The 19,579-nt window shown below is 45.0% G+C and carries 19 protein-coding genes; 5 read left to right on the forward strand and 14 right to left on the reverse strand.

All coding sequences use genetic code 11. The annotated features are described in order from the left end of the window. Window positions 1-28 precede the first annotated feature (28 nt). The gene (locus NCI00_RS01870) at window positions 29-3,226 is read left to right on the forward strand and encodes a S41 family peptidase (protein ID WP_253524407.1); all 3,198 of its coding nucleotides are present in this window, start codon (window positions 29-31) and stop codon (window positions 3,224-3,226) included. A gap of 27 nt (window positions 3,227-3,253) precedes the next feature. Here the strand turns inward: NCI00_RS01870 and NCI00_RS01875 are convergent, their stop codons facing one another. Then, window positions 3,254-3,451, reverse strand: coding sequence for a hypothetical protein (locus NCI00_RS01875; protein WP_253524410.1), 198 nt, complete (start codon window positions 3,449-3,451; stop codon window positions 3,254-3,256). A gap of 18 nt (window positions 3,452-3,469) precedes the next feature. Between NCI00_RS01875 and NCI00_RS01880 the strand changes: the two genes are divergently transcribed. Continuing rightward, window positions 3,470-3,982: a DUF4494 domain-containing protein gene (locus NCI00_RS01880; RefSeq protein WP_114069317.1), complete on the forward strand. Its 513-nt coding sequence runs from the start codon at window positions 3,470-3,472 to the stop codon at window positions 3,980-3,982. A gap of 49 nt (window positions 3,983-4,031) precedes the next feature. On the opposite strand, the gene NCI00_RS01885 is transcribed toward NCI00_RS01880, so the two are convergent. The 6 genes from NCI00_RS01885 to NCI00_RS01910 form a co-directional block, all read right to left on the reverse strand. Next, a complete protein-coding gene (locus tag NCI00_RS01885) occupies window positions 4,032-4,841 on the reverse strand; it encodes a toxin-antitoxin system YwqK family antitoxin (protein WP_253524411.1) in 810 nt (269 codons plus the stop codon). 92 nt (window positions 4,842-4,933) lie between these two features. Continuing rightward, entirely contained in the window at window positions 4,934-5,965 is a 1,032-nt protein-coding gene (locus NCI00_RS01890; RefSeq protein WP_253524413.1) for an oxygenase MpaB family protein, read from the reverse strand. A gap of 99 nt (window positions 5,966-6,064) precedes the next feature. Beyond that, the gene (locus NCI00_RS01895; protein ID WP_253524416.1) at window positions 6,065-7,057 is read right to left on the reverse strand and encodes a mevalonate kinase family protein; all 993 of its coding nucleotides are present in this window, start codon (window positions 7,055-7,057) and stop codon (window positions 6,065-6,067) included. Window positions 7,058-7,168: 111 nt separating this feature from the next. Next, a complete protein-coding gene (locus NCI00_RS01900; RefSeq protein WP_253524419.1) occupies window positions 7,169-9,460 on the reverse strand; it encodes a TonB family protein in 2,292 nt (763 codons plus the stop codon). A gap of 43 nt (window positions 9,461-9,503) precedes the next feature. Next, a complete protein-coding gene (locus NCI00_RS01905; RefSeq protein WP_114069313.1) occupies window positions 9,504-9,860 on the reverse strand; it encodes a BlaI/MecI/CopY family transcriptional regulator in 357 nt (118 codons plus the stop codon). Between the two features lie 255 nt (window positions 9,861-10,115). Next, the gene (locus tag NCI00_RS01910; RefSeq protein WP_253524421.1) at window positions 10,116-10,565 is read right to left on the reverse strand and encodes a RidA family protein; all 450 of its coding nucleotides are present in this window, start codon (window positions 10,563-10,565) and stop codon (window positions 10,116-10,118) included. 91 nt (window positions 10,566-10,656) lie between these two features. On the opposite strand from NCI00_RS01910, the gene NCI00_RS01915 reads away from it, so the two are divergent. Next, the gene (locus tag NCI00_RS01915) at window positions 10,657-10,956 is read left to right on the forward strand and encodes an SCP2 sterol-binding domain-containing protein (protein WP_253524423.1); all 300 of its coding nucleotides are present in this window, start codon (window positions 10,657-10,659) and stop codon (window positions 10,954-10,956) included. A gap of 65 nt (window positions 10,957-11,021) precedes the next feature. On the opposite strand, the gene NCI00_RS01920 is transcribed toward NCI00_RS01915, so the two are convergent. The 6 genes from NCI00_RS01920 to NCI00_RS01945 all read right to left on the reverse strand — a co-directional run bounded on the left by NCI00_RS01920 (window position 11,022) and on the right by NCI00_RS01945 (window position 16,015). Then, window positions 11,022-11,201 carry a BF3379 family histone-like protein gene (locus tag NCI00_RS01920; RefSeq protein ID WP_166560964.1) on the reverse strand — a complete coding sequence of 60 codons (180 nt, stop codon included), beginning with the start codon at window positions 11,199-11,201 and terminating at the stop codon, window positions 11,022-11,024. 268 nt (window positions 11,202-11,469) lie between these two features. Next, window positions 11,470-12,033, reverse strand: a complete 564-nt coding sequence (locus NCI00_RS01925; protein WP_253524425.1) for a DinB family protein — start codon at window positions 12,031-12,033, stop codon at window positions 11,470-11,472. 36 nt (window positions 12,034-12,069) lie between these two features. After that, window positions 12,070-12,420, reverse strand: a complete 351-nt coding sequence (locus NCI00_RS01930; protein WP_253524427.1) for an MmcQ/YjbR family DNA-binding protein — start codon at window positions 12,418-12,420, stop codon at window positions 12,070-12,072. Then, window positions 12,417-12,605: a DUF6728 family protein gene (locus tag NCI00_RS01935; RefSeq protein WP_114069309.1), complete on the reverse strand. Its 189-nt coding sequence runs from the start codon at window positions 12,603-12,605 to the stop codon at window positions 12,417-12,419. Before NCI00_RS01935 ends, NCI00_RS01930 begins: the two co-directional genes overlap by 4 nt. Before the next feature lie 74 nt (window positions 12,606-12,679). Continuing rightward, window positions 12,680-14,686: a (E)-4-hydroxy-3-methylbut-2-enyl-diphosphate synthase gene (gene ispG, locus NCI00_RS01940; protein ID WP_253524430.1), complete on the reverse strand. Its 2,007-nt coding sequence runs from the start codon at window positions 14,684-14,686 to the stop codon at window positions 12,680-12,682. Window positions 14,687-14,785: 99 nt separating this feature from the next. Then, window positions 14,786-16,015, reverse strand: coding sequence for a chorismate-binding protein (locus NCI00_RS01945; RefSeq protein WP_253524432.1), 1,230 nt, complete (start codon window positions 16,013-16,015; stop codon window positions 14,786-14,788). Window positions 16,016-16,667: 652 nt separating this feature from the next. On the opposite strand from NCI00_RS01945, the gene NCI00_RS01950 reads away from it, so the two are divergent. Continuing rightward, window positions 16,668-17,552, forward strand: a complete 885-nt coding sequence (locus tag NCI00_RS01950; protein ID WP_253524435.1) for a carboxypeptidase-like regulatory domain-containing protein — start codon at window positions 16,668-16,670, stop codon at window positions 17,550-17,552. Window positions 17,553-17,562: 10 nt separating this feature from the next. Here NCI00_RS01950 and NCI00_RS01955 read toward each other — a convergent pair whose 3' ends face one another. Then, entirely contained in the window at window positions 17,563-18,621 is a 1,059-nt protein-coding gene (locus NCI00_RS01955; protein ID WP_253524437.1) for an acyltransferase family protein, read from the reverse strand. A 375-nt stretch (window positions 18,622-18,996) separates the two neighbouring features. Here NCI00_RS01955 and NCI00_RS01960 point away from each other — a divergent pair, with 375 nt between their 5' ends. Continuing rightward, window positions 18,997-19,545, forward strand: coding sequence for a DUF4833 domain-containing protein (locus NCI00_RS01960; RefSeq protein WP_253524439.1), 549 nt, complete (start codon window positions 18,997-18,999; stop codon window positions 19,543-19,545). Window positions 19,546-19,579: the final 34 nt, after the last annotated feature.

Below are 19,579 nucleotides of genomic sequence, written 5' to 3' on the forward strand. Positions count from 1 at the left end.
CTTTCACGTAATATTCACTTATTAAGCCATGTTAAAACCCCTTTTTAGCATACCCATTTTTGTAGCCATTTATGCTTTCATTCCCCTGCTTTCAGTAGCCCAATCGGAAGTTCATTTTGCCACCCATCCTACCCTCAGCCCTGACGCCAGTACGGTGGTCTTCGCGTACGAATCTGACCTCTGGAAAACAGACTTAGGTACGGGCCTCACCACCCGCATTACGGCTATGCAGGGCAGCGAATCACGCCCACGTATTTCGCCCGACGGCAAATGGCTGGCGTTTAGCGGCACCGAAAACGGCAACAGCGACGTGTACCTTATGCCCCTCGAAGGCGGCAGCATCCAACAGCTCACCCATCACAGCACCTACGACTTGGTGGAGGCGTGGTCGTGGGATTCGCAAACCATTTATTTTGAATCAGGCCCGCAAAACGGAGGAACTACGTTTGCGATTTCAATCAAGGGGGGCACGCCCCGCCGCTTGTTCAAACATTATTTCAACCGCACCCACAACATCGCCGAAAGCCCAACGGGAGAGTTGTTTTTCAACGACACTTGGGAAAGCGACGACCAAGCCATGCGCAAAGGCTACAAGGGCGATTTTAACCCTGATATTCAATCGTATAACCCCAAAACCAACGCTTACAAAAAATACACCGAATACCGGGGCAAGGATATGTGGGCCACCATTGACCGCAATGCCAACATATTTTTTGTCTCCGATGAAGCCAACGGTGAGTACAATCTTTACACCTTTCTCAACGGTCAAAAAACAGCTTTGACGGCCTTTAAAGAATCCATCAAGCGCCCGCAAGTAAGCGCCGACGGCCGTAAAGTGGTGTTTGAAAAAGATTATCAGCCCTGGATTTACGACGTAGCCACCAAAACCAGCGCGCCCGTCAAGCTCAACATTGTCCGCAATTTTACCCTTTCCAAAGGCCAAGACTTTAAAGTGAACGGCAATATTTCAGCGTTTGACGTTGCCCCCGACAACAAGAAACTGGCCTTCGTCGCACGCGGAGAACTGTTTGTTTCCGACCTAGAAGGCAAGTTTGTCAAGCAACTCAAAACCACCCCCAACGAGCGGGTGTTGGAAGTAAAATGGCTCGCCGACACCATGACCCTGTTGATTGGTCAAACGGTAGGTGGTTATCAAAATTGGTTTACGATTCGTGCCGACGGCAAAGGTATGCTTGCCCAAATCACCAAAGAGACTCAAAGCAACCGCCAAATTTCGCTCAATAAAGACCGCACGCTGGGCGTCTACCTTAGCGGCCGCAATGAAGTCCGCACGATTGACCTCAAAACGAAAGAAAGCAACACCATCGTCAAAGATGAATTATGGGGGTTTTACAATGATTCGCCCCGATTTTCGCCCAACAGTGAATATGTGATGTTTACGGCTTATCGCAATTTTGAAAAGGATATTTTTCTGCATCATTTGAAGAAAAACGAAACCGTCAATTTGACCAACACGGGTATTTCTGAAGGCGAACCAGTGTGGTCGCCAGATAGCAAATACATCTATTTTTCGTCAGACCGGCTCAATCCGAGCTATCCTTTTGGACCGCGTCGACAAAAGGTGTATAGACTAGCTCTGACCAAACTAGAAGACCCGTACCGTTTGGAAAAATTTGAGGAGTTGTTTAAGCCCGAAGAAAAAAAGAAAGACGCCGAACCAGAAAAGAAAGTTGACGATAACAAAAAGAAAAAAGGCAAAAAAGACGACAAGCCCAAAGCGGAAAAACCCAAAAAAGAGGAGAAACCCATCGAGATTGATTTGACGGATATATGGGAACGCATGGAACAGGTGGGGCCGTCGTACGGACAACAAGGCACGCCAGCGGTGATTCAGAAAGACGCTAAAACCTACGTGTACTATGTGTCTGACCATCAGGAAGGGAACAACAAACTTTGGCGCACGGTTTATGAGCCTTTTCAGAAAACCAAAACCGAAAAAGCCGACGATGCCGATGAGTATGAGTTGGTTCAGACAGGCGACAAATACTACATTTTAACCTCTGGAAAAATCAAGAAATTCAACTACGAAACCAATAAAGCCGACGAAATCGAAATCAATCATACCTTCCGTCGTAGCTTGGAAGAGGAGTTTCGGCAGATGTACTACGAGGCGTGGGCGGGGGTTGAAGAGAATTTTTATAACGAAACTTTCCACGGCGCAGACTGGAAAGTTTTGCGAGACCGCTACGCTAAATTCCTGCCGTTTCTTAACCGACGCGAAGATTTCAGGACGTTGTTTAACGACATGCTCGGCGAACTGAACGCGTCGCATTTGGGCTTTTATTCAAACGGAAAAGAAGAGGACGTTTTTTACAAATCGCAAACGATGGAGTCAGGAATACTGTTTGACACGCAGCGTCCTTACGTGGTCGAGCGCGTGGTAAAACGCAGCGCCGCCGACAAACACGGCAAAAAAATCTTGCCCGGCGATGTGCTGACGCACGTGAACGGGCTGGCCGTAGATACGCTCCAAAACCGCGATTTTTATTTTACCAAACCCTCCACCGACACCGAGTTGGAACTTAGTTTCCGTCGCAAGGGTGTCGATACAGCTTACACCGTGCGAGTGCATCCGCAGGGTTCACTTTCGGGAAATCTGTACGACGAGTGGATGGATTGGAATCAAAAATACGTGGACGATAAGTCAAAAAACCGCATTGCGTACGTCCACATGAAAGACATGGGCTTGGGACAATACGACAAATTTGTGCAAGATATGACCCGCGATTGGTACAAAAAAGACGCTTTGATTTTGGATTTACGCTACAACACAGGCGGCAATGTGCACGATTTGGTCCTAAATTTCTTAGCCCAAAAGCCTTATTTACAGTGGAAATACCGCGAAGGGGCACTTACGCCACAGCCCAATTTTGGCGTGGCGGCCAAGCCGATTGTACTGTTAATCAACGAACAATCGCTATCTGACGCCGAAATGACCGCGACGGGCTTTAAGGCGCTCAAACTCGGCAAAATCATCGGCACAGAAACCTACCGCTGGATTATTTTTACCTCGGGCAAAGGACTCGTAGATGGCTCTTTTTACCGCCTACCTGCGTGGGGCTGCTACACGTTGGATGGCAAAAACATTGAAAAAGAAGGCACTGCCCCTGACATTTACGTGAAGCAAACCTTCACCGACCGCCTTACCGACAAAGACCCCCAACTCGACAAAGCAATCGAAGAGATTTTGAAAGACCTCAAATAGAAATTCCATTATCTTTGGAGCCCCAATTTAATCGGAAGTCGGAAGTCGGAAGTCGGAAGTCGGAAGTCGGAAGTCGGAAGTCGAAAGTCGGAAGTCGGAAGTCGGAAGTCGGAAGTCGGAAGTCGGAAGTCGGAAGTCGGAAGTCGGAAGTCGGAAGTCGGAAGTCGGAAGTCGGAAGTCGGAAGTCGGAAGTCGGAAGTCGGAAGTCGGAAATTCACAATTCACTAAATCACTCAATACATTATGCCAAGCTGGTACTTAGGAAAAATTAAATATCAACAGGAACAGGAAAACGGAGCGCTCAAATCCATCTCAGAAGCGTATTTGGTTGATGCCGTTTCGTACACCGACGCCGAGGCGCGCCTGTATGGCATCGTGGCCGACAACACCCCCGACTTTCAAATCAGCAGCCTCACCCGCATGAAGCTGTCGGATGTGTTTCACTTTGAAGATGAAGGCGGCGAAAAATGGTTTAAGTGCAAAACGTTTTACGTTTCCATCGACGACAGCAAAGGCGCTGCTAACGTTAAAGAGAAGAAAATCGTCAGTTTTATGCTCGTCAATGCCGACAGCCCCAAGCAAGCCATCGAGCGCATTGAAAAAAGCCTCGCCACCATGCTCATTCCGTACGAAATTACCGACGTAAACCTGACGCCGATTCTGGAAGTATACCCCTACTCTCCCGAAGACGACGCGCAGAAAGTCCCCGCTGGCTTCCGCCCATTAGCAGAAGTACTGGCAGAACAGCAGGGTTAGATTAGCTAACAAACATCAAAAAGGGGCGCTGAGAGGTGCCCCTTTTTGATTATCTCCGCCGCATGGACGGGAAGGGCCGCGGCGTTGCGATTTGTCTTGGAGTTTGCGCCATACTTCCCATGTTGGTTGCTAAGTTGGTGAGATACACATTTCCAGAGCGAAACATCAAGTTGACGGCATACAGCCTATCTGAAGGTACTCCGTCAAAATGGGCGGGAATCCAGCGGGGCATGTCCTTGATGATGTCCGCCAATTGTTGAAGCGTAACAAAAGAACTATTTTTGAAGGTATGGAGCGTGGCCACGCTATCAGCTTGCACCAGCAGCACAAATGAATAAAATTCTGTGGCCGATGAAGGGACATCTTTTAGTTTTTTACGGAGGTACGCCTGCAAGGCATACTCTCCTCCCCGAAACATCGGCTCCCCCGAAAATTCATAAAACTCAACCTCATTTCCGTCCAAATCGTAGCAATGCTTGTCCTTTCGCATTCCGTTGCGGTACCATTCGCGGCGCTTGATACTGCCATCGGGATAATACACCTTGAACTCCCCAAACTTCTCATTGTTTTTGTAATCGGAAATCCAGTATAAATCCCCATTGGGATAAAAACCCTTGGCAAATCCCTGACGAATCCCCTCCTTGTAATCCTTGAAATTGGTTTCGGTGAGCAGCCGCCCCGCTTTATCAAAAATTCGGAGCGTGGCAAAGCGCTTTTTTTTATCGTAAAAAGTCACTTCTTCGTCGTGGGTAGAAAAGCTTTTACGCTGTACGGTGGTGGTCACGGTATCCCCTAAAAAGGCGTTGGCCTCTCCTGCCAACAGCCAACAAAAGCCTAAACAAATGATGAAGATTTTCATAGCCTTAAACGTTTACTTGCACTAAAAAAGCAATATAAACAACAAATTTCCCCCACTAAAGTAATATAAATTCCATAAAAATCAGGGCTTGTTTATCGGCCATATTTTTCAAAAACGGGAGAAGACGCGCGCGGCTGACGAAACAGCTTCTGAAAAATAGGAATCTGCGCAGTCAACTTGATAATTCCCTCTTCCAAAGGCACTTGTGGGATAGCCAACAAATCTGCGACCTCTTTTCCCAACAAAAACCGCATCTGAGCCAACGGAAAATTTTGCAGCGCGGGCTGAGGAGCCTGTTGCTGAAGTACCTTGGTCAGCGCTTTGGTGAGGCCGACGCCTGCCTCCGAAGCCTTAAACTGTCGGAGAAAAATAGCACGGTCTAAATGAAATGCTTCGCGTAGATTAAGGGGTAAAAGGGGTTCTTCCACGCCCAGCAAAGCGCCTACCACGCTCCAAAAGTGAAGAAAATCGGCTTCATCAGCTTCGGCGGCGGTGACTCCCAACTTGCGAAGCCCCCGGATGACAATGTATGAAAATGCAAGGTTCGTTCCTGCCATATCTTCCTGATTGATAGGCACTCCCCATGCGGGGTTCCATTGTTCGGCGTGTTTGGTAAAATACCGAATTACGGCGTGCATCAGGCGAATCTTAAGAATCCGAATTCCGTTGCGGCCGTTGCGCCAATCGCGTTCTTGCATGATACCGTACACAAATTCGCCCGTTTCTTCCAAACGCTTGAAGGTATCATTTTTGATGCGTTGCGATTGCCAAAGTACCTGCGCTCCGTCGGCGGCGGCGTAGCAGTAAGGCAGTGAGTAGCAACCCAATATCAACGCAATTTGCTCGTTATATTTCCAAAAAAACGCCATTCCCTTATCCATTTTAGCCAAATCGGCAAAAGCAGGAAGGCAGTTGTGTAAGGCAAAAAAAGTCTGAACAAAAGTGGGTTGTTCTGCGAGAGAGAGAAGTTCAGGATTCCCCAAAAAACGCATAAATTCAGCCAGTCGCACTCTGCCACCGTGAGCGGCGAGTTGTTCTACAACGGCATCAGCGTCAACATCTCCCACTTGACGGTACGGTGTCAGCAGGTTATTATCAAAAATTCGGGTGGAAAGTATCGGCATGGAGAGTCATGATATAGTCAGGAAATAGTTATAGAAACATCACGTTATGGTATAGCCTCCAAACGCAAAGCACCTAACAACTCCTGCCTAATTAACGACTCAAACAATAAAAGGTTTGATGACGCGGGCGTTTTGTTTTTTAAGTTCTACAAACAACCGATTGAGCATTTCTTCGTCACGATAAATGCCGATAATGGAGCCTCCCGAACCCGTAAAAGAAGCCGAAGCGCCGCAATTACGGGCGGTTTCAATCATGGCCTGGTTGCGGTCGGTGATGGTCATAATCTCGGCGCGGTAGTCCAGATTTTGATTGACGAGTTCGTTCAAACGGTCGTAGTTCTGCGCTTTAATCACCCCACGGCCTTCTTCGGCTACACCTGCGATATTTTGCAGTGTACCCACCACGTGAGGCTCCCCTTGCTCCCACCGTTGGCGAATATTATTTAACACTTTTCCCGAAACCTTGCTCAGGTCCGTTTTGTAGGCAATGTACAGTTTTGGCAGCAAGCGCGGGTCAATGGGCTCGTAGTAGCCGTAGCCTTGTTTCTCAATCAAATCCCGCGAAAAATCCATGTACACGCAGCCTTCGTAGCATTGAATGACGCGGTCTTGCAGACCTGCCGTAATCCCCAACTCCTCGACTTCGGCTTTCAACGCCAACGTGGGCAACAGGGGCAACGGAATTTCTACTTTGTAAAATTGCATCAACGCCCGTAAAGTAGCCACCACAATCGCACTCGACCCAGCCAAACCCACCTGACGCGGAATGGTGGTTCGGTAACGAATGGTAAAATTTTGATTGGGCAGTCGAATCGCTTCACTTTCGCAATATTCCACAAACTTCTTGATGGCCGCCTTCACCAACGGAATCCCCCCATGGTATCCCAAAGTGCTGATTGTATCGCGTAAATGGTATATATTTTTAAACACATTGGAATCCTGCGTTTGCGGCTCAATCTCCAACTCGGGCGATTCGTGCAGCGTAATGGAAGCACCAAAATTGCGAACCGAAATAGAAATGGTTTTGCCATAATACCCATCAGAGGGGTTTCCTAAAAGCCCTGCACGGGCATAAGCACGGGTTTCAATCATTTTTGTGTATTTGTCACGTATTGTTACGCTGTAAGCGCCTATTATCACCGCAAAATAACAACAAAAAAGCGAAGGCACTGCCTCCGCTTCTGTACTAATTTGCTGTGTGGGCTAGTTTTTCTTTTTTAACGTAATAATCAATACGCCTTTTTTAGTCGAGTCCCCTCCGTATTTTTTGATGGATGCCTCATCTTTTAATACTTGTACTTGGTCTATACGCTCGGGAGATATAGTTTCAAATACTTCTCTTGTAATAGGTTTGCCATCTAGAATTAAGATTGCATCTTTGATATTCGTCCCCGCCTGCTCTTTCGTTTTGGCATGTTGCTTGGTTGTGATATATATCACTCCATTTTTCCCCTTTTCCCCGTGTATATTCGTTGCCGACTCATTTTTCAAGATGCTAATATTATCAATTTCGTCGGGAGTGAGTACTTTATTTAATTGTTCCTGAGTTATTTCGTTACCATCGAGGATATAAATAGGTTCAGGCTTGGGTAGGCTTGTAATCTTTAGATTAGGAGTATCATCAATTAAATGAACCTGCTTTTCCGTTTTTTTCTCTAACACAAATGAAACAGGCAAACTACACTTTGCATCCACGAGCTGCCCATCTTTTAAAGCAGGACTCCAACGAGGCATTTTTGAAATTAATCTTATGGCCTCGGCATCGGCCCCAAAACCAATCCCTTTGTTTATCACAATGTCTTTGATAGCACCTTCTTTAGTAACCGTAAAACTCACCAACACAATTCCTTCCACGTTCGCTCTAGCGGCAGCTGTGGGGTATTTCAAATTTGTGGAGAAATATTGACTCAACGCCGGAGTTCCCCCCGGAAATTCAGGATTTTTGTCACCATTGGATAACGCTGCGGATTTTTTCTCCAATACAAACGCAACAGGCAGGTTATACTGTACAGCTACGGCTTTACCGTTTTGTTTACCAGGATTCCATTTGGGCATATTTAACGTAACCCGCAGGGCTTCCTCGTCGCAGCCAAAACCGATACCTTTCATGATTCTGGGGTCACGAATATCTCCGTCTTCGCCTACCACAAACTGCACAAACACTTTTCCCTGCACATTAGCACGTTGAGCGGCCGCAGGATACTTGATAGCGCGTGCTAAATACCTGCCCAATTCACTCATTCCGCCCGGAAACTCTGGATTTTGCTCTACTACCGTAAAAACCTCGCCATTCTTTGTCAGTTTTGACTTTTCCTGTTCTGATACTGCCTCCTTTGATGGTTCAGCACCATACCCTACCACTACTATTTCACTTAATTCTTTGGGTTCAAGTTGCATTATTACGTTTTGCTCACTTTTCGTAACTTCCAGCACTTGCGTTTTAAACCCAACAAATGAATACACCAATTGCTTTCCTCTCAGAACTTTAATCAGATAATTCCCATCCAGGTCAGTAATTGTACCTTGTTGAGTATTTGCCACAATAACCGCTACCCCTGGCAAGCCTTTGCCATCTTGGGTCGTTATGCGGCCTTTTACGGTGAGTTCTTCGGCCATTACCTGCTCAGTATCGGGCATTTCCGACTCGGCTCGGCGGGCAGCCACGAGCACTACCAAACCTATAATAATAGGTACGGCGAGCAAATAGCGGCCCAATACCCAGCGTGAACTACGATTTTTTGTCAACATGGCGATTCTGTTTTTAAGTTGAGTGGCATCAAAAAAGTTATTGGTTAAAACATTGGGCGAAACCCCGAAGGCATACCCTACCAAAGTGTGCGCATACTGCATTCTGTCACCGTTGGTGGCTCGCTCATCAGCAATGAACTCGTGGATTTCTTTGAGCGAGCGTTTGAAAAAAATCAGAACAGGATTGAACCACCAAAACACGTGAACCAATTCCAGCCACAACAAATCTAAACTGTGCCGCTCCTGAATATGCACCAGTTCGTGACGCAGTACCACATCGCCGTAGGTTTCAGCATCTTTTTGACTCACGATCAGGTAATTCAGAAACGAAAACGACGAAATAGACCCATCAGCTACCCGCACCAGAATGTATTTTCCAGCGCGTTGACGCTCCCCAGCGCGGATAATCTTGAGCACTTGCCACAACCGAAAGCTCAAACGCCCGAGCATCACCATCACCCCTAACCCGTATACGAGCCACAGCACCTGCTCGGTAGTCATAAAGGGGTCTTCTACGGGTTGGTACACCACCGTCGTAGGTTCAAGGGTGATTTGCGTTATCGGCAACGGCTCGGGCGCTTTCTCGGTCAGTACCACAAAGGGAGCCGCCAAAGCAATCAAAAGGGCTGCTAATAGGTAAAAACGATTGAAGCTAAAATAGGTGTGTTTGCGCAGCAAAAGCCAATACAGGCCATACAAGGCTACCATCCCTGCACTTGCTTTGAAAAGATAAATGAACGATTCCATGATTTTTGAAACGTTTGAAGTGGACAATTATCGAAACATCACCCTAGCGTTTTAACATCTTAATGATTTCGTCGGCATCTTGAAGGCTGATGTTTTTGTCTTGCACAAAAAACGACACCAACTCTTTCAATGAACCTTCAAAGTAATTATCTACCAGCTTATTAGCCTCGTAGGCACGATAATCTTCCTTGCTAACAATCGGGAAATATTCATAGGTTTTTCCGCTGATGGCACGGTGGTCGATGAAGCCCTTTTGCTCCAAAATACGGATAAACGTAGACACAGTATTGTAGGCAGGCTTGGGCTCGGGCAAGTGCTCAATCACATCCCAGACTACCCCTTTTTCTAAATCCCACAGGATTTGCATGATTTCCTGTTCGGCTTTGGTGAGTTCTCTCATTGGGTTAAATCGTTGGTTAAAATAATTTTTAAAGTAGGTAACTAACTTCCCGACCGACAGTTCAATACCGCGAATTGGGTTGATTCAGTAAAGTGAAACAAAATAACAACTAAAATTTTAGTTTTACAAACGAATCAACTAATTTTTTAGTAATACTTTTGCCCAGATTGTTTTATATTCTAGTTGTTCACCCGTCCGACGGTTCGAAACCGTCGGACGGGTGAACAACTGCCTCAAAATCGCACCTCAAAAAAGCTATTTTTTGCGTGGGCTGCGCACAGCGATTACCGCGATTTCGAGCGCAGCTCCTCCAGGAAGATTATCGACACCAACTGTTGCGCGGGCGGGGAAGTTACCGCTGAAGTATTTGCCGTAAATTTCATTTATTTTGGCAAAGTTGGCGAGGTCTTTTACGTATATGGTGGTGTTCACAACGTCGTCCATCGAAAGTTTGGCGGCTCCCAATACCGCTTTTATATTCTCCATGATTTGCGTGGCTTCCGCTTCAAATCCTCCTGCCACCAATTGACGTGTTTGGGGATTGAGGCCGATTTGGCCCGCCACAAAAACCATTCCGTTGGCTTCAATGGCTTGGCTGTATGGCCCGATTGGCGCGGGAGCGGCGTCGGTTTTGATAACGGTTTTTTGGGCAAAGGTCAGCGTAGCCATAAAGATGAACAGAAATGTAAAACATTTTTTTTTCATAAAAATTGGAAGTGTTATTGTTTGTTGACAAATGAGTAACCTAACTTGCCCCCCAAATTCGTATTTTTCACTCTTAAAAACAACTTTCAGCATGAGCCTTCAATCACTCACTGAACAAATCAAAACCATCGTAGGAACCGACAGCGGATTGGATGCATCCGTCAAATTTGTCACCGACGAAGGCGTTATTGTCATCGACGCCAAACAAGTGCCCAACGTGGTAAGCAATGAAGATGCCCCCGCCGACTGCACGCTGGAAATCTCAACAAGCGACGCCCTCGATATGCTCAGCGGCTCGCTCAACCCGATGATGGCCTACATGAACGGCAAACTCAAAATCGACGGCGATATGGGAGTAGCCATGAAAATAGCCCAAACTTTTGGGGGATAACCCTCAAAAACAAGCGGACCCGACAAATTGCCGAGTCCGCTTCTTAATGTCTTTTTCGGAATTACTTATTCCTTCGCGTTTTTGGAATTCTGCACTTCAGCGCGAATAGCCTGAGCTATATTTTTAAGGTCTTGCATTCCTTTGCGCACCCGTGTACCTGCAGCTTGATTACCTTTGTTGTAAAACTTATCAAAGTCTCCTTCAAGGCTCATTACCAGATTTTTGATTTCATCAAATTTGGCCATAGTAATTACAAGTTTTATGGTTATAAAAAAGTTTAAAAACGCTCAAATTCGCGTGATTTGGCCGAAATTTAATGATTAAACCATTAAACACAAGTGGTAGCAAAGAAAAAACAATAAAAAAAATGCAATTTTTAATAAAACAAGTACAAGTAAAAAGATAATCAGCTAAAAATCAGCACATTAACTAATTATTGTTTTTAATCTTTTTTTGGGCTATTTTTCAAAAAAATGGCCATACAAGCCCAAAAAGGGCATTTTTGAAGCTGCACTACGATTTAGGAAAGCCCTCCCGCAGCATAACTCGCAGCGCCTGATTGAGATGGCGCTGGTGATGAGCAATCGTAAAAAGCAGTACATCCCCCAACCGAAATTTGAGCAATGAAGTAAAAGGCGAAACCACTTTGGTATTCCAGTCGATGGTATCTGCCTTGTGTAAAACCTTCTCCAAGTCATCGACAATTGCCTTGTAACGGGCCAGTACTTTTTGAGTATCAAGGTGGTAAGGCTTGGGTTTAAACATTCCAGGAGCAGGAATCTTACGGGTCGATTTTGGGTCAACAAACCCCAGCATCATCCGACCGTTGAAACTCATTTCAAACGTCAAAGGCGGTTGGGCATTCGGGGGCATGTGCTCCACTTTATAATTGAGCTGATTGACGTAGTACTGACTCACCATGTTTAAATGAACAAGACATTCCAATATTCCCCATTGATCAGACGCAGGTTTCCATTGAATTTTTTCCTCTGAGAGGGGTTCAAATTCCTGAGTTACCGTTTGTTTAATCTGCTGAAGCTGTTGCAATAAATCCTGACGAGTGGCAAGAACATCCATAAGAAAATAATTGTTGAGGGTAAAGTGGCACTTGTGTTAAACCAACTGCTCCCTTACCTTACCGGGCAATGATTGTACCACCAAATCATACGAATGGTCAATCCATTCGCGAAGCACCGAATCTTTGATAGAGCCGTCGATGATGACCGTATTCCAATGCTTTTTATTCATGTGATACCCCGGCAGTACGCAATCGTGCTCTTCGCGCAATTGAGTCGCTTTTTCGGGGTCACATTTCAGATTGATACTGAACGGCGTACGGTCGAGGGTGGTCAGTGCAAATACTTTTCCCGCTACTTTGTACGCAATGGTTTCTGGTCCAAAGGGAAGTTCTTCGGTCACACCTTTTTTAGTAAGGCAATAAGCCTGAAATGATTCTATATTCATCGGCTCAAAAAACGGTAAAGCATTACACCGATACAAAACAAAAACATGATGATGGAAATACGGTTAATTCCGTGCATCATGCGGAGCGATGAGGTGTTGGGCCGCGACGGGTCTGGCTTCTTAAATACCCGAATGAAGTACCCAAACACTTCACTCATTTGAAAAAATTCGATGAAACGTTTCATAATTAATCAGTAGCTCCCGCCCCCAAAGCGGAGTTTAGGTGAAAATTAGCCCCTTTGGGGTTGGGGCTTTGTATTTATAGCTCAATCGCCTCTGGCTCAAACCATTTGCCATCTTCTTTGATGATATTGATGAGTTCATCCACGGCGTTGTTGGCAACCACCGATTTTTTCACAACTTGCTGACCACGGTAGAGCGCTATTTTGTCTTTTCCGATGCCCACGTAGCCATAATCGGCATCCGCCATTTCGCCCGGGCCATTGACAATACAGCCCATGATTCCGATTTTAACGCCTTTTAAATGGTCGGTTCGCTTGCGAATGAGCGCAGTAGTTTCCTGTAAATCAAACAAGGTTCGGCCGCACGACGGGCAGGATATATACTCCGTTTTTGACATTCGGGTACGACCCGCCTGCAAGATACCAAAGGCAATACTGTTTTGTTGCTTGGCGTATTTTAAACGTTCTTCATTGTCGACTTCAGCCGCATACTGGGCCGAGAGCATGATACCATCGCCAAGGCCATCTACCAGCAATCCACCACAATCGGTGGCCGCAAACAGCGAAAGTTCGTCCGAATTCTCGGTTGAATAAGTTCGCTGAATCACCACTGGACAATCCATTCCTTTATCTATCAAATCAACCATAAATCGGCGCAAGGCCGGCATGGCGTGGGCATTGTCAGTTTGAAGAAGTAATACCACTGGCACACCCGCGATTTGTTCTTGGGTCAGTTGGGTAGCCGCATCAATTTTGATAAAATTGAGCGTTGTACTTCTTTCCGTTGCTTGTTCAAACTCGGCCAATGTAAAGAGCGGAAATTGGTGCTCCTGATTAGTGGCTGTTTTCCAGACTTCGTAGTCAACGATTTCTTTCAGGCCCATGGGCAACATAAACGTTGAAGGCCGCGCCCCCGTGTAGATAAAATCCACGCCGATGTCATTCATTTTCCATTTGTCGGGCACGGGCAGGTAAAAATGCCCGACACTGCGTAAATCTTCATATTGGGTCACTTCAATGGCCGACAGGTCGGCTATAACGCGCGGCACATTTCCCCCACCGAAGTTAAAAACCTCTTTCGTTTTCCGACGGCTGTACTGAAATGGGTGAATGGGCGATGCTGTTATGGGCCGAATGGGTGTCGTTTCGACGGCGCGATTGGTATAACGGCCAATCAGTGCCACCGCTACTGGCGCTTCAAATTCGGGGTCTTCGGTCAACGAAACCCGCACCGTATCTCCTAATCCATCTTCCAACAAAGTCCCGATTCCTACCGCCGATTTGATGCGACCGTCCTCTCCTTCTCCGGCTTCGGTTACGCCTAAATGCAGCGGGTAAGGCTTCAAGCCTTCGGCGTCTAAACGATTGACCAACAGCCGATACGCTTCTACCATCACGAGTGGATTGCTGGATTTCATTGACAGCACCACGTCGTAATAATTAAATTCTTCGCAGATGCGCAAAAATTCCAACGCCGACTCCACCATGCCCAAGGGCGAGTCGCCATAGCGGCTCATGATGCGGTCAGAAAGTGAACCATGATTGGTTCCAATCCGCATTGCGGTGCCGTATTCTTTACAAATTTTCAGGAGAGGAATAAATTTTTCGCGAATCCGATCCAACTCACGTTGGTATTCATCCTCGGTATAATCAATCAGTTCAAAGCGTTTTTTGTCGGCATAATTGCCCGGATTGATGCGTACTTTTTCCACAATGCGGGCCGCCAATTCGGCGGCATTGGGTGTAAAGTGAATATCGGCAATGAGCGGCACGGTATAACCGCGCGCGCGCAAACCTTTGCGAATGTTTTCTAAATTCTGGGCTTCTTTCACGCTAGGAGCGGTGATACGCACGTATTCACAACCCGACTCTACCATCCGAATCACCTGTTCGATAGAGCCTTCGGTATTCATGGTGTCTACGGTGGTCATGGATTGCACCCGAATCGGATACTCAGAGCCCAGCGGGATGTCACCAATTTTGACGGTGATGGTTTTACGACGTATGTATTCCGTCAGCGATTGACTATAATGATACGACGTAATGGCGTCTTGGAGCGAGACCGTGTCGTTGAGCGTCAGCATGAATCTAATTGCAGTTTAAAATGATGAACAGAAACCAGCCTTTCGGCTCTTTTCATGCCGTAAATTTAGAGATAAAACCCTAAACAAAAGCTTATTGTTTTATGATTCCTCCAGCACTGCCAGTAAAGTCCGGCATTTCAACTCAGTTTCTTGCCATTCTTTTTCAGGAACTGAATCTTCCGTAATTCCGCCCCCACCGTAGAGGGTAGCCATGCCGTTGCTTATCTTCATGCAGCGCAGATTGACAAACAAATGGGTTTCGTTGTCAATGTTTACTGGCCCCAAATAACCACTATAAAATTCGCGGTCGTAGCCTTCGTGCGCTTGAATAAACTCTAAAGCGGGCAATTTGGGCATACCGCACACCGCCGAAGTGGGATGCAACAGCCCCAGCATAACGGTTCCTAGTTCGGGGAAATTAATGGCTTTTGTATCGACGGCATAATCGCTACGCAAGTGCATCAGATTGCCCGCAACGGCCGTTTTTGGGCCTTCTTCGAGGTATTCACGCACCCGTATTTTCTTAAAACACGAAATGATATAACGGCTCACGAGCGCTTGCTCTTCAATCTCTTTCTGGGTCCACGGCGCTTGCTTTGGTGGAATCATCTGCCCAGACGCATCAAAAGCTGACTGAGTACCTGCCAAGGCTACCGTTCTGAAAATCCCCTGTCGGTCCACACTCACGAGGGTTTCGGGGGTGGCGCCCAACCAAACTTGATTTAAGTGGGGCAGATACACCAAAGAAACAAATGCGTTGGGGTACTTATTACAAAGTCGTTCAAAAATGCCCGTCACCGAAAACGACGCAGGCAAGGCCACGTGCTTGGTTCGGGAAAGAACCACCTTTTGGATTTCACCCGCTTCAATGGCTTTGAGGGCTTCTTTGACCGATTGCAGATGAAATTCTTCGGAAGAATTAGTCGGAAATTCACTTACATTTCTATCGTTTTGCGTAACCAAACTCACATTACGGCACTCATTTTCCCACGCTTCTTTGGCTGCACTTGATTCCGTTGATGGATAATTTTCGGAAACTGGCTCCCCTGTTTCATCAAAACGAATGTACAAATCTGCCTTGATAAAGAGTGCTTCTTCTCCTTCTAAATTCAAAAAAGGACTGACCGCAAAACCCGAAGGCAGGTCTTCTAGCATCATTTTGGTTTTGGGAATATCAGTGCCAAAATTGACAATCAGGTGTTTATCTTTTTGTAGAGGTAAACGCCACAGAGCGGCAGCATATCCAAGTTCATACGCCGACTGCCAACCGTGCAACGGCAAAACTGTTTGCGATTTAGTTTGTGACTCCGAATCCACTATTCGACGCATTAGTTCATGATTGTGTTTCTGTATGTTCAACACTTTTTCAACCAAAAGTGTCTCTAAAAAACGAAAAAACAAGCCAATTCTCTGGGGTATTTTCTAAAATTCTGCTCAGCAATTCTCCTATTTAAGTTAGAGATTTGTTTAATTCAAATAAATAGAGTCCTGATTATCAATTGTTAATTCTTACCAACATATAACAACTGTTTAGATTTTCTGTTTCCGATAGATGGACATTCTACCCACAATTTTTTGAAACGATATATTTCCCCACCCTCTTCACCTTTTTAAATACCTATCCTTTTGGGTCCAAATATTCCCTCAACAAGTCGAAAGAATGGAATTTAACGTATATCTTTTATCATAAATACCGAAGGTTAGAAATCTCTCAATACAAAAGTACCGTTTGATAACTTTTACAGTTAACTCATTGATTCTTTGGCAGAATTGTATATAATTGTTTAACAGAATTTACTCATCAGCAGGCATTAAATGCTTTAATCTCTTATTAAATCGTTAATACTTCACAAGATTGTGACTAGTACTGACCGCTTTCGTCTAAGAGATGACTACTACATATGGCAACGATTTTATACAAATCATCGCCAAGCCATTATTTCACGGGACTTAATGCCCCAAATTGAAAACCCACATTTTTATGAACCCTGCATTGAACACACTCGTCTTACTTTTAGTGATTTTACCCAAGATTATTTTAGGCCAATCCCTTGAAATTAAAGGGATAGTGAGAGACAAGAATAAAGTTGGCATTCCTTGCGCCACCATCAGCCTAAAAAATAAAACGCAAGGCTACATTGCCGACGAAAAAGGCTACTATCAATTAAGGGTAAGCCCAAACGACACTTTGATGGTCTCTTCCCCAGGCTTTGAACCCTCTTTCATTAGCATCAAGAATGTAGTTGTTCTATCGCCCTTATTTATTTATCTTTCTCCTAAAGAAACCACTTCATTAAGAACGAATGAAAGTGTTGACCTTTTTCAGCGCTCAGCTATGGAAGGGATTTACGACCATCCTTCAAGCACGGCTTTTAATGCGGCAGTCGGCCAGAGTATTGCCTTAAAAATTGAAAATTCCACAAAAAAAGAGGCACTTTTAAGCAAAATACACGCCAAATTTGACAAAAAGACCCTCACCCAAACCAAATTAAGAATTAGGGTTTTTTCAGTCAGTCCCGATACAGGAGAGCCTCTTGATGATTTATTGACCAAGTCAGTTATCGTCCCAATCACCTCAGAAACTTTTTTATTCGACATGGAACCTTATAAAATCTCCATTCCTGCCGAAGGGTGCTTTGTGGGTTTTGATTGGGTAGAAATGCCCGAAGGAATCAAAAAACAACCACAGTCGGCATCATCCTATACGCAAATTGATTTTTTAAAGCCTTGTTTAAAAACGACCTCGAAAATATGTAGTACCAAAACGTTTTCGAGAGTGTTTGCTTCTAAATGGCACAGCTGGAGTCCACAAACCAATGGGCATTGCCCAAGTAATGTATTTATTGCTGCGACGTTGAAATATTAAATTAACCGTTTCATAACGGCAAAACACTTTCTTGCTTTACTTCAAACTTGGTCTTAAGACGTTTCCAGTTTTGACGCAAAAAACGCATTGCTGGCAGTTCAATCCAAAAATTAATCGCTGATGCAACCCCAATACTACAGGCCAGCATAATGAGACTGTAAATCAAATTGGGCATGTGAGGCAACAGATGATGCTGAAGCCACGGGCGAATAATTTCCGTACTGATTCGCTGGTGAATTAAATACAGTGAATAAGAAATATTGCCCAGAAAAAGGCTCACTCGGTTTACCAAAAAACCAAGTTGGTGGGAAAGAAGCAGAAAAAAAGTACCAAAAAAAGCGAGAAGCATCCATACGTGCTCCTGTATTGTAATTACCCATTGAGACCGACCAAAAAAATTGTGTAGGTAGCATGACAGGATAAAACAGCAAAGAACTCCGAAATAACGATCGGGCGTTGCTTTTTTAAATCCAATGAGGTAGAAAAATATGCCCGCAAAAAACAAAGGGGCATGATTCAGAAATTGCGCCGAGTTACTGATTTTTGCGTGCGTACCTGGGGCATACAAACTGCCCCAATAATGCCAATTATAGACCAAAAAGAGGCTTATCCAGATAAAATGCTCGACCCATTTGACAGTATTGGTAATAAAAGGCAAAATCGCCAAACAATAAAAAAATAGTTCAATACCCAACGTCCAATAGGAACCATCAATATCCTCCACGCCGAAGTAGCCTTGCAACATTGTTAAATTTACCAAAAAATCGTGTAAATGTACGGTGCCGCCATTGAGCAGCACTAAAGCCGAAGTAATACAAACAGCGACCCAATAAGCGGGATAAAGACGCGAAAATCGCGAAACAAAGAAATCAAGTGCATTGTGATTTCTTTCTAATGAATAAAAAATCACAAATCCGCTAATGATAAAAAATAGGTCTACTCCCGCTACACCCAAATTGAGCCAATGCCATGCATCAGGCTGGTTTACGTTAAAATGAAAAAAAACGACAAGAATGCAGGCAATCCCACGCAGAGCATCCAACTCTAAAAGTCTATTTGAATGAGGCATTAACGATGAGAGGGTATCTTGAATTGGTTTAAACTAAAAAAAACAGTTTGTTAAACTTGTAGAATCTCACCTCCGACAAGTTTATGAGAAGCAATTTCTCCGTAATCTCCGTTGTAAGGGGAGGCAAATTTGTAGAAAAAACAGTTGCTAACAAAAGAGTAAGGCATCATTCTCTTCAAACCATCATTTAGAGCGCTTTTAGGCATATAAAAATCAATACACACTAACCTCATTTTGAGCAAAATCACCTAAATATTGACTCCTCAATCAGCGAATAGATACGTTGATTTTTATTTATTTTTTTATTCTGATAGGGGGAAAAACGCAATAGGTTGTCATTTAGGCAGAGGGCATCAGCAATCCCTCCATACAGCTATGAAAATCTACACGTTAATTCTTGCGGCCGTTGGGCTGTGCTCATTTCATGTCGTTGACGACTCTCCAACAATCTCTTTTCCAGAGCCGCCAGCTTCGGCCAATCATCTATTTTACATTCAGCGTAGCAACGACGCAAACACGGTGATATACGACGCTAATTTACTACCTAACAAGCGATTAAACCCAAAATACCCCATTGACGTATATTGGATACGTTATGCAGAAAGAGGGCAACGTGAAAAACTTTCTGCCATACAGTGGCAATTGGCGTACGGCTACAAACAGCACATAAGTCGGCAGGAAAACGAGTCGGTTGAGATTCGTCTTAATGCCTTCCAAAACCGCCCATTACAGGTTTTATCGCACGAAGGAAAGCCCGCTGCCATTACCCAAATTGATGGTCATGCTTCATTATTAAAGAAAATATTCGTTCAGTTAGAGCCTTCCAGCGGGTTTCTCCCTAAAGTCCGTTACATAGAGCTATTTGGCATAACAATACACCCCCACAAACACACTGTTTCTGAACGTATCTACGTACGTCGATAAGCTTCAGCCCCGATTCCCACTATTAAACCATAAC

It is taken from the genome of Runella salmonicolor (assembly GCF_024158025.1).
Lineage (GTDB): Bacteria > Bacteroidota > Bacteroidia > Cytophagales > Spirosomataceae > Runella > Runella salmonicolor.

Excerpts from the sequence above, each read along its gene's own strand:
- NCI00_RS01870 (WP_253524407.1), top strand. The coding sequence starts at position 29 with ATGTTAAAACCCCTTTTTAGCATACCCATTTTTGTAGCCATTTATGCT.
- NCI00_RS01880 (WP_114069317.1), top strand. The coding sequence starts at position 3,470 with ATGCCAAGCTGGTACTTAGGAAAAATTAAATATCAACAGGAACAGGAA.
- NCI00_RS01885 (WP_253524411.1), bottom strand. The coding sequence starts at position 4,841 with ATGAAAATCTTCATCATTTGTTTAGGCTTTTGTTGGCTGTTGGCAGGA.
- NCI00_RS01890 (WP_253524413.1), bottom strand. The coding sequence starts at position 5,965 with ATGCCGATACTTTCCACCCGAATTTTTGATAATAACCTGCTGACACCG.
- NCI00_RS01895 (WP_253524416.1), bottom strand. The coding sequence starts at position 7,057 with ATGATTGAAACCCGTGCTTATGCCCGTGCAGGGCTTTTAGGAAACCCC.
- NCI00_RS01900 (WP_253524419.1), bottom strand. The coding sequence starts at position 9,460 with ATGGAATCGTTCATTTATCTTTTCAAAGCAAGTGCAGGGATGGTAGCC.
- NCI00_RS01905 (WP_114069313.1), bottom strand. The coding sequence starts at position 9,860 with ATGAGAGAACTCACCAAAGCCGAACAGGAAATCATGCAAATCCTGTGG.
- NCI00_RS01910 (WP_253524421.1), bottom strand. The coding sequence starts at position 10,565 with ATGAAAAAAAAATGTTTTACATTTCTGTTCATCTTTATGGCTACGCTG.
- NCI00_RS01915 (WP_253524423.1), top strand. The coding sequence starts at position 10,657 with ATGAGCCTTCAATCACTCACTGAACAAATCAAAACCATCGTAGGAACC.
- NCI00_RS01920 (WP_166560964.1), bottom strand. The coding sequence starts at position 11,201 with ATGGCCAAATTTGATGAAATCAAAAATCTGGTAATGAGCCTTGAAGGA.
- NCI00_RS01925 (WP_253524425.1), bottom strand. The coding sequence starts at position 12,033 with ATGGATGTTCTTGCCACTCGTCAGGATTTATTGCAACAGCTTCAGCAG.
- NCI00_RS01930 (WP_253524427.1), bottom strand. The coding sequence starts at position 12,420 with ATGAATATAGAATCATTTCAGGCTTATTGCCTTACTAAAAAAGGTGTG.
- NCI00_RS01935 (WP_114069309.1), bottom strand. The coding sequence starts at position 12,605 with ATGAAACGTTTCATCGAATTTTTTCAAATGAGTGAAGTGTTTGGGTAC.
- ispG (WP_253524430.1), bottom strand. The coding sequence starts at position 14,686 with ATGCTGACGCTCAACGACACGGTCTCGCTCCAAGACGCCATTACGTCG.
- NCI00_RS01945 (WP_253524432.1), bottom strand. The coding sequence starts at position 16,015 with ATGCGTCGAATAGTGGATTCGGAGTCACAAACTAAATCGCAAACAGTT.
- NCI00_RS01950 (WP_253524435.1), top strand. The coding sequence starts at position 16,668 with ATGAACCCTGCATTGAACACACTCGTCTTACTTTTAGTGATTTTACCC.
- NCI00_RS01955 (WP_253524437.1), bottom strand. The coding sequence starts at position 18,621 with ATGCCTCATTCAAATAGACTTTTAGAGTTGGATGCTCTGCGTGGGATT.
- NCI00_RS01960 (WP_253524439.1), top strand. The coding sequence starts at position 18,997 with ATGAAAATCTACACGTTAATTCTTGCGGCCGTTGGGCTGTGCTCATTT.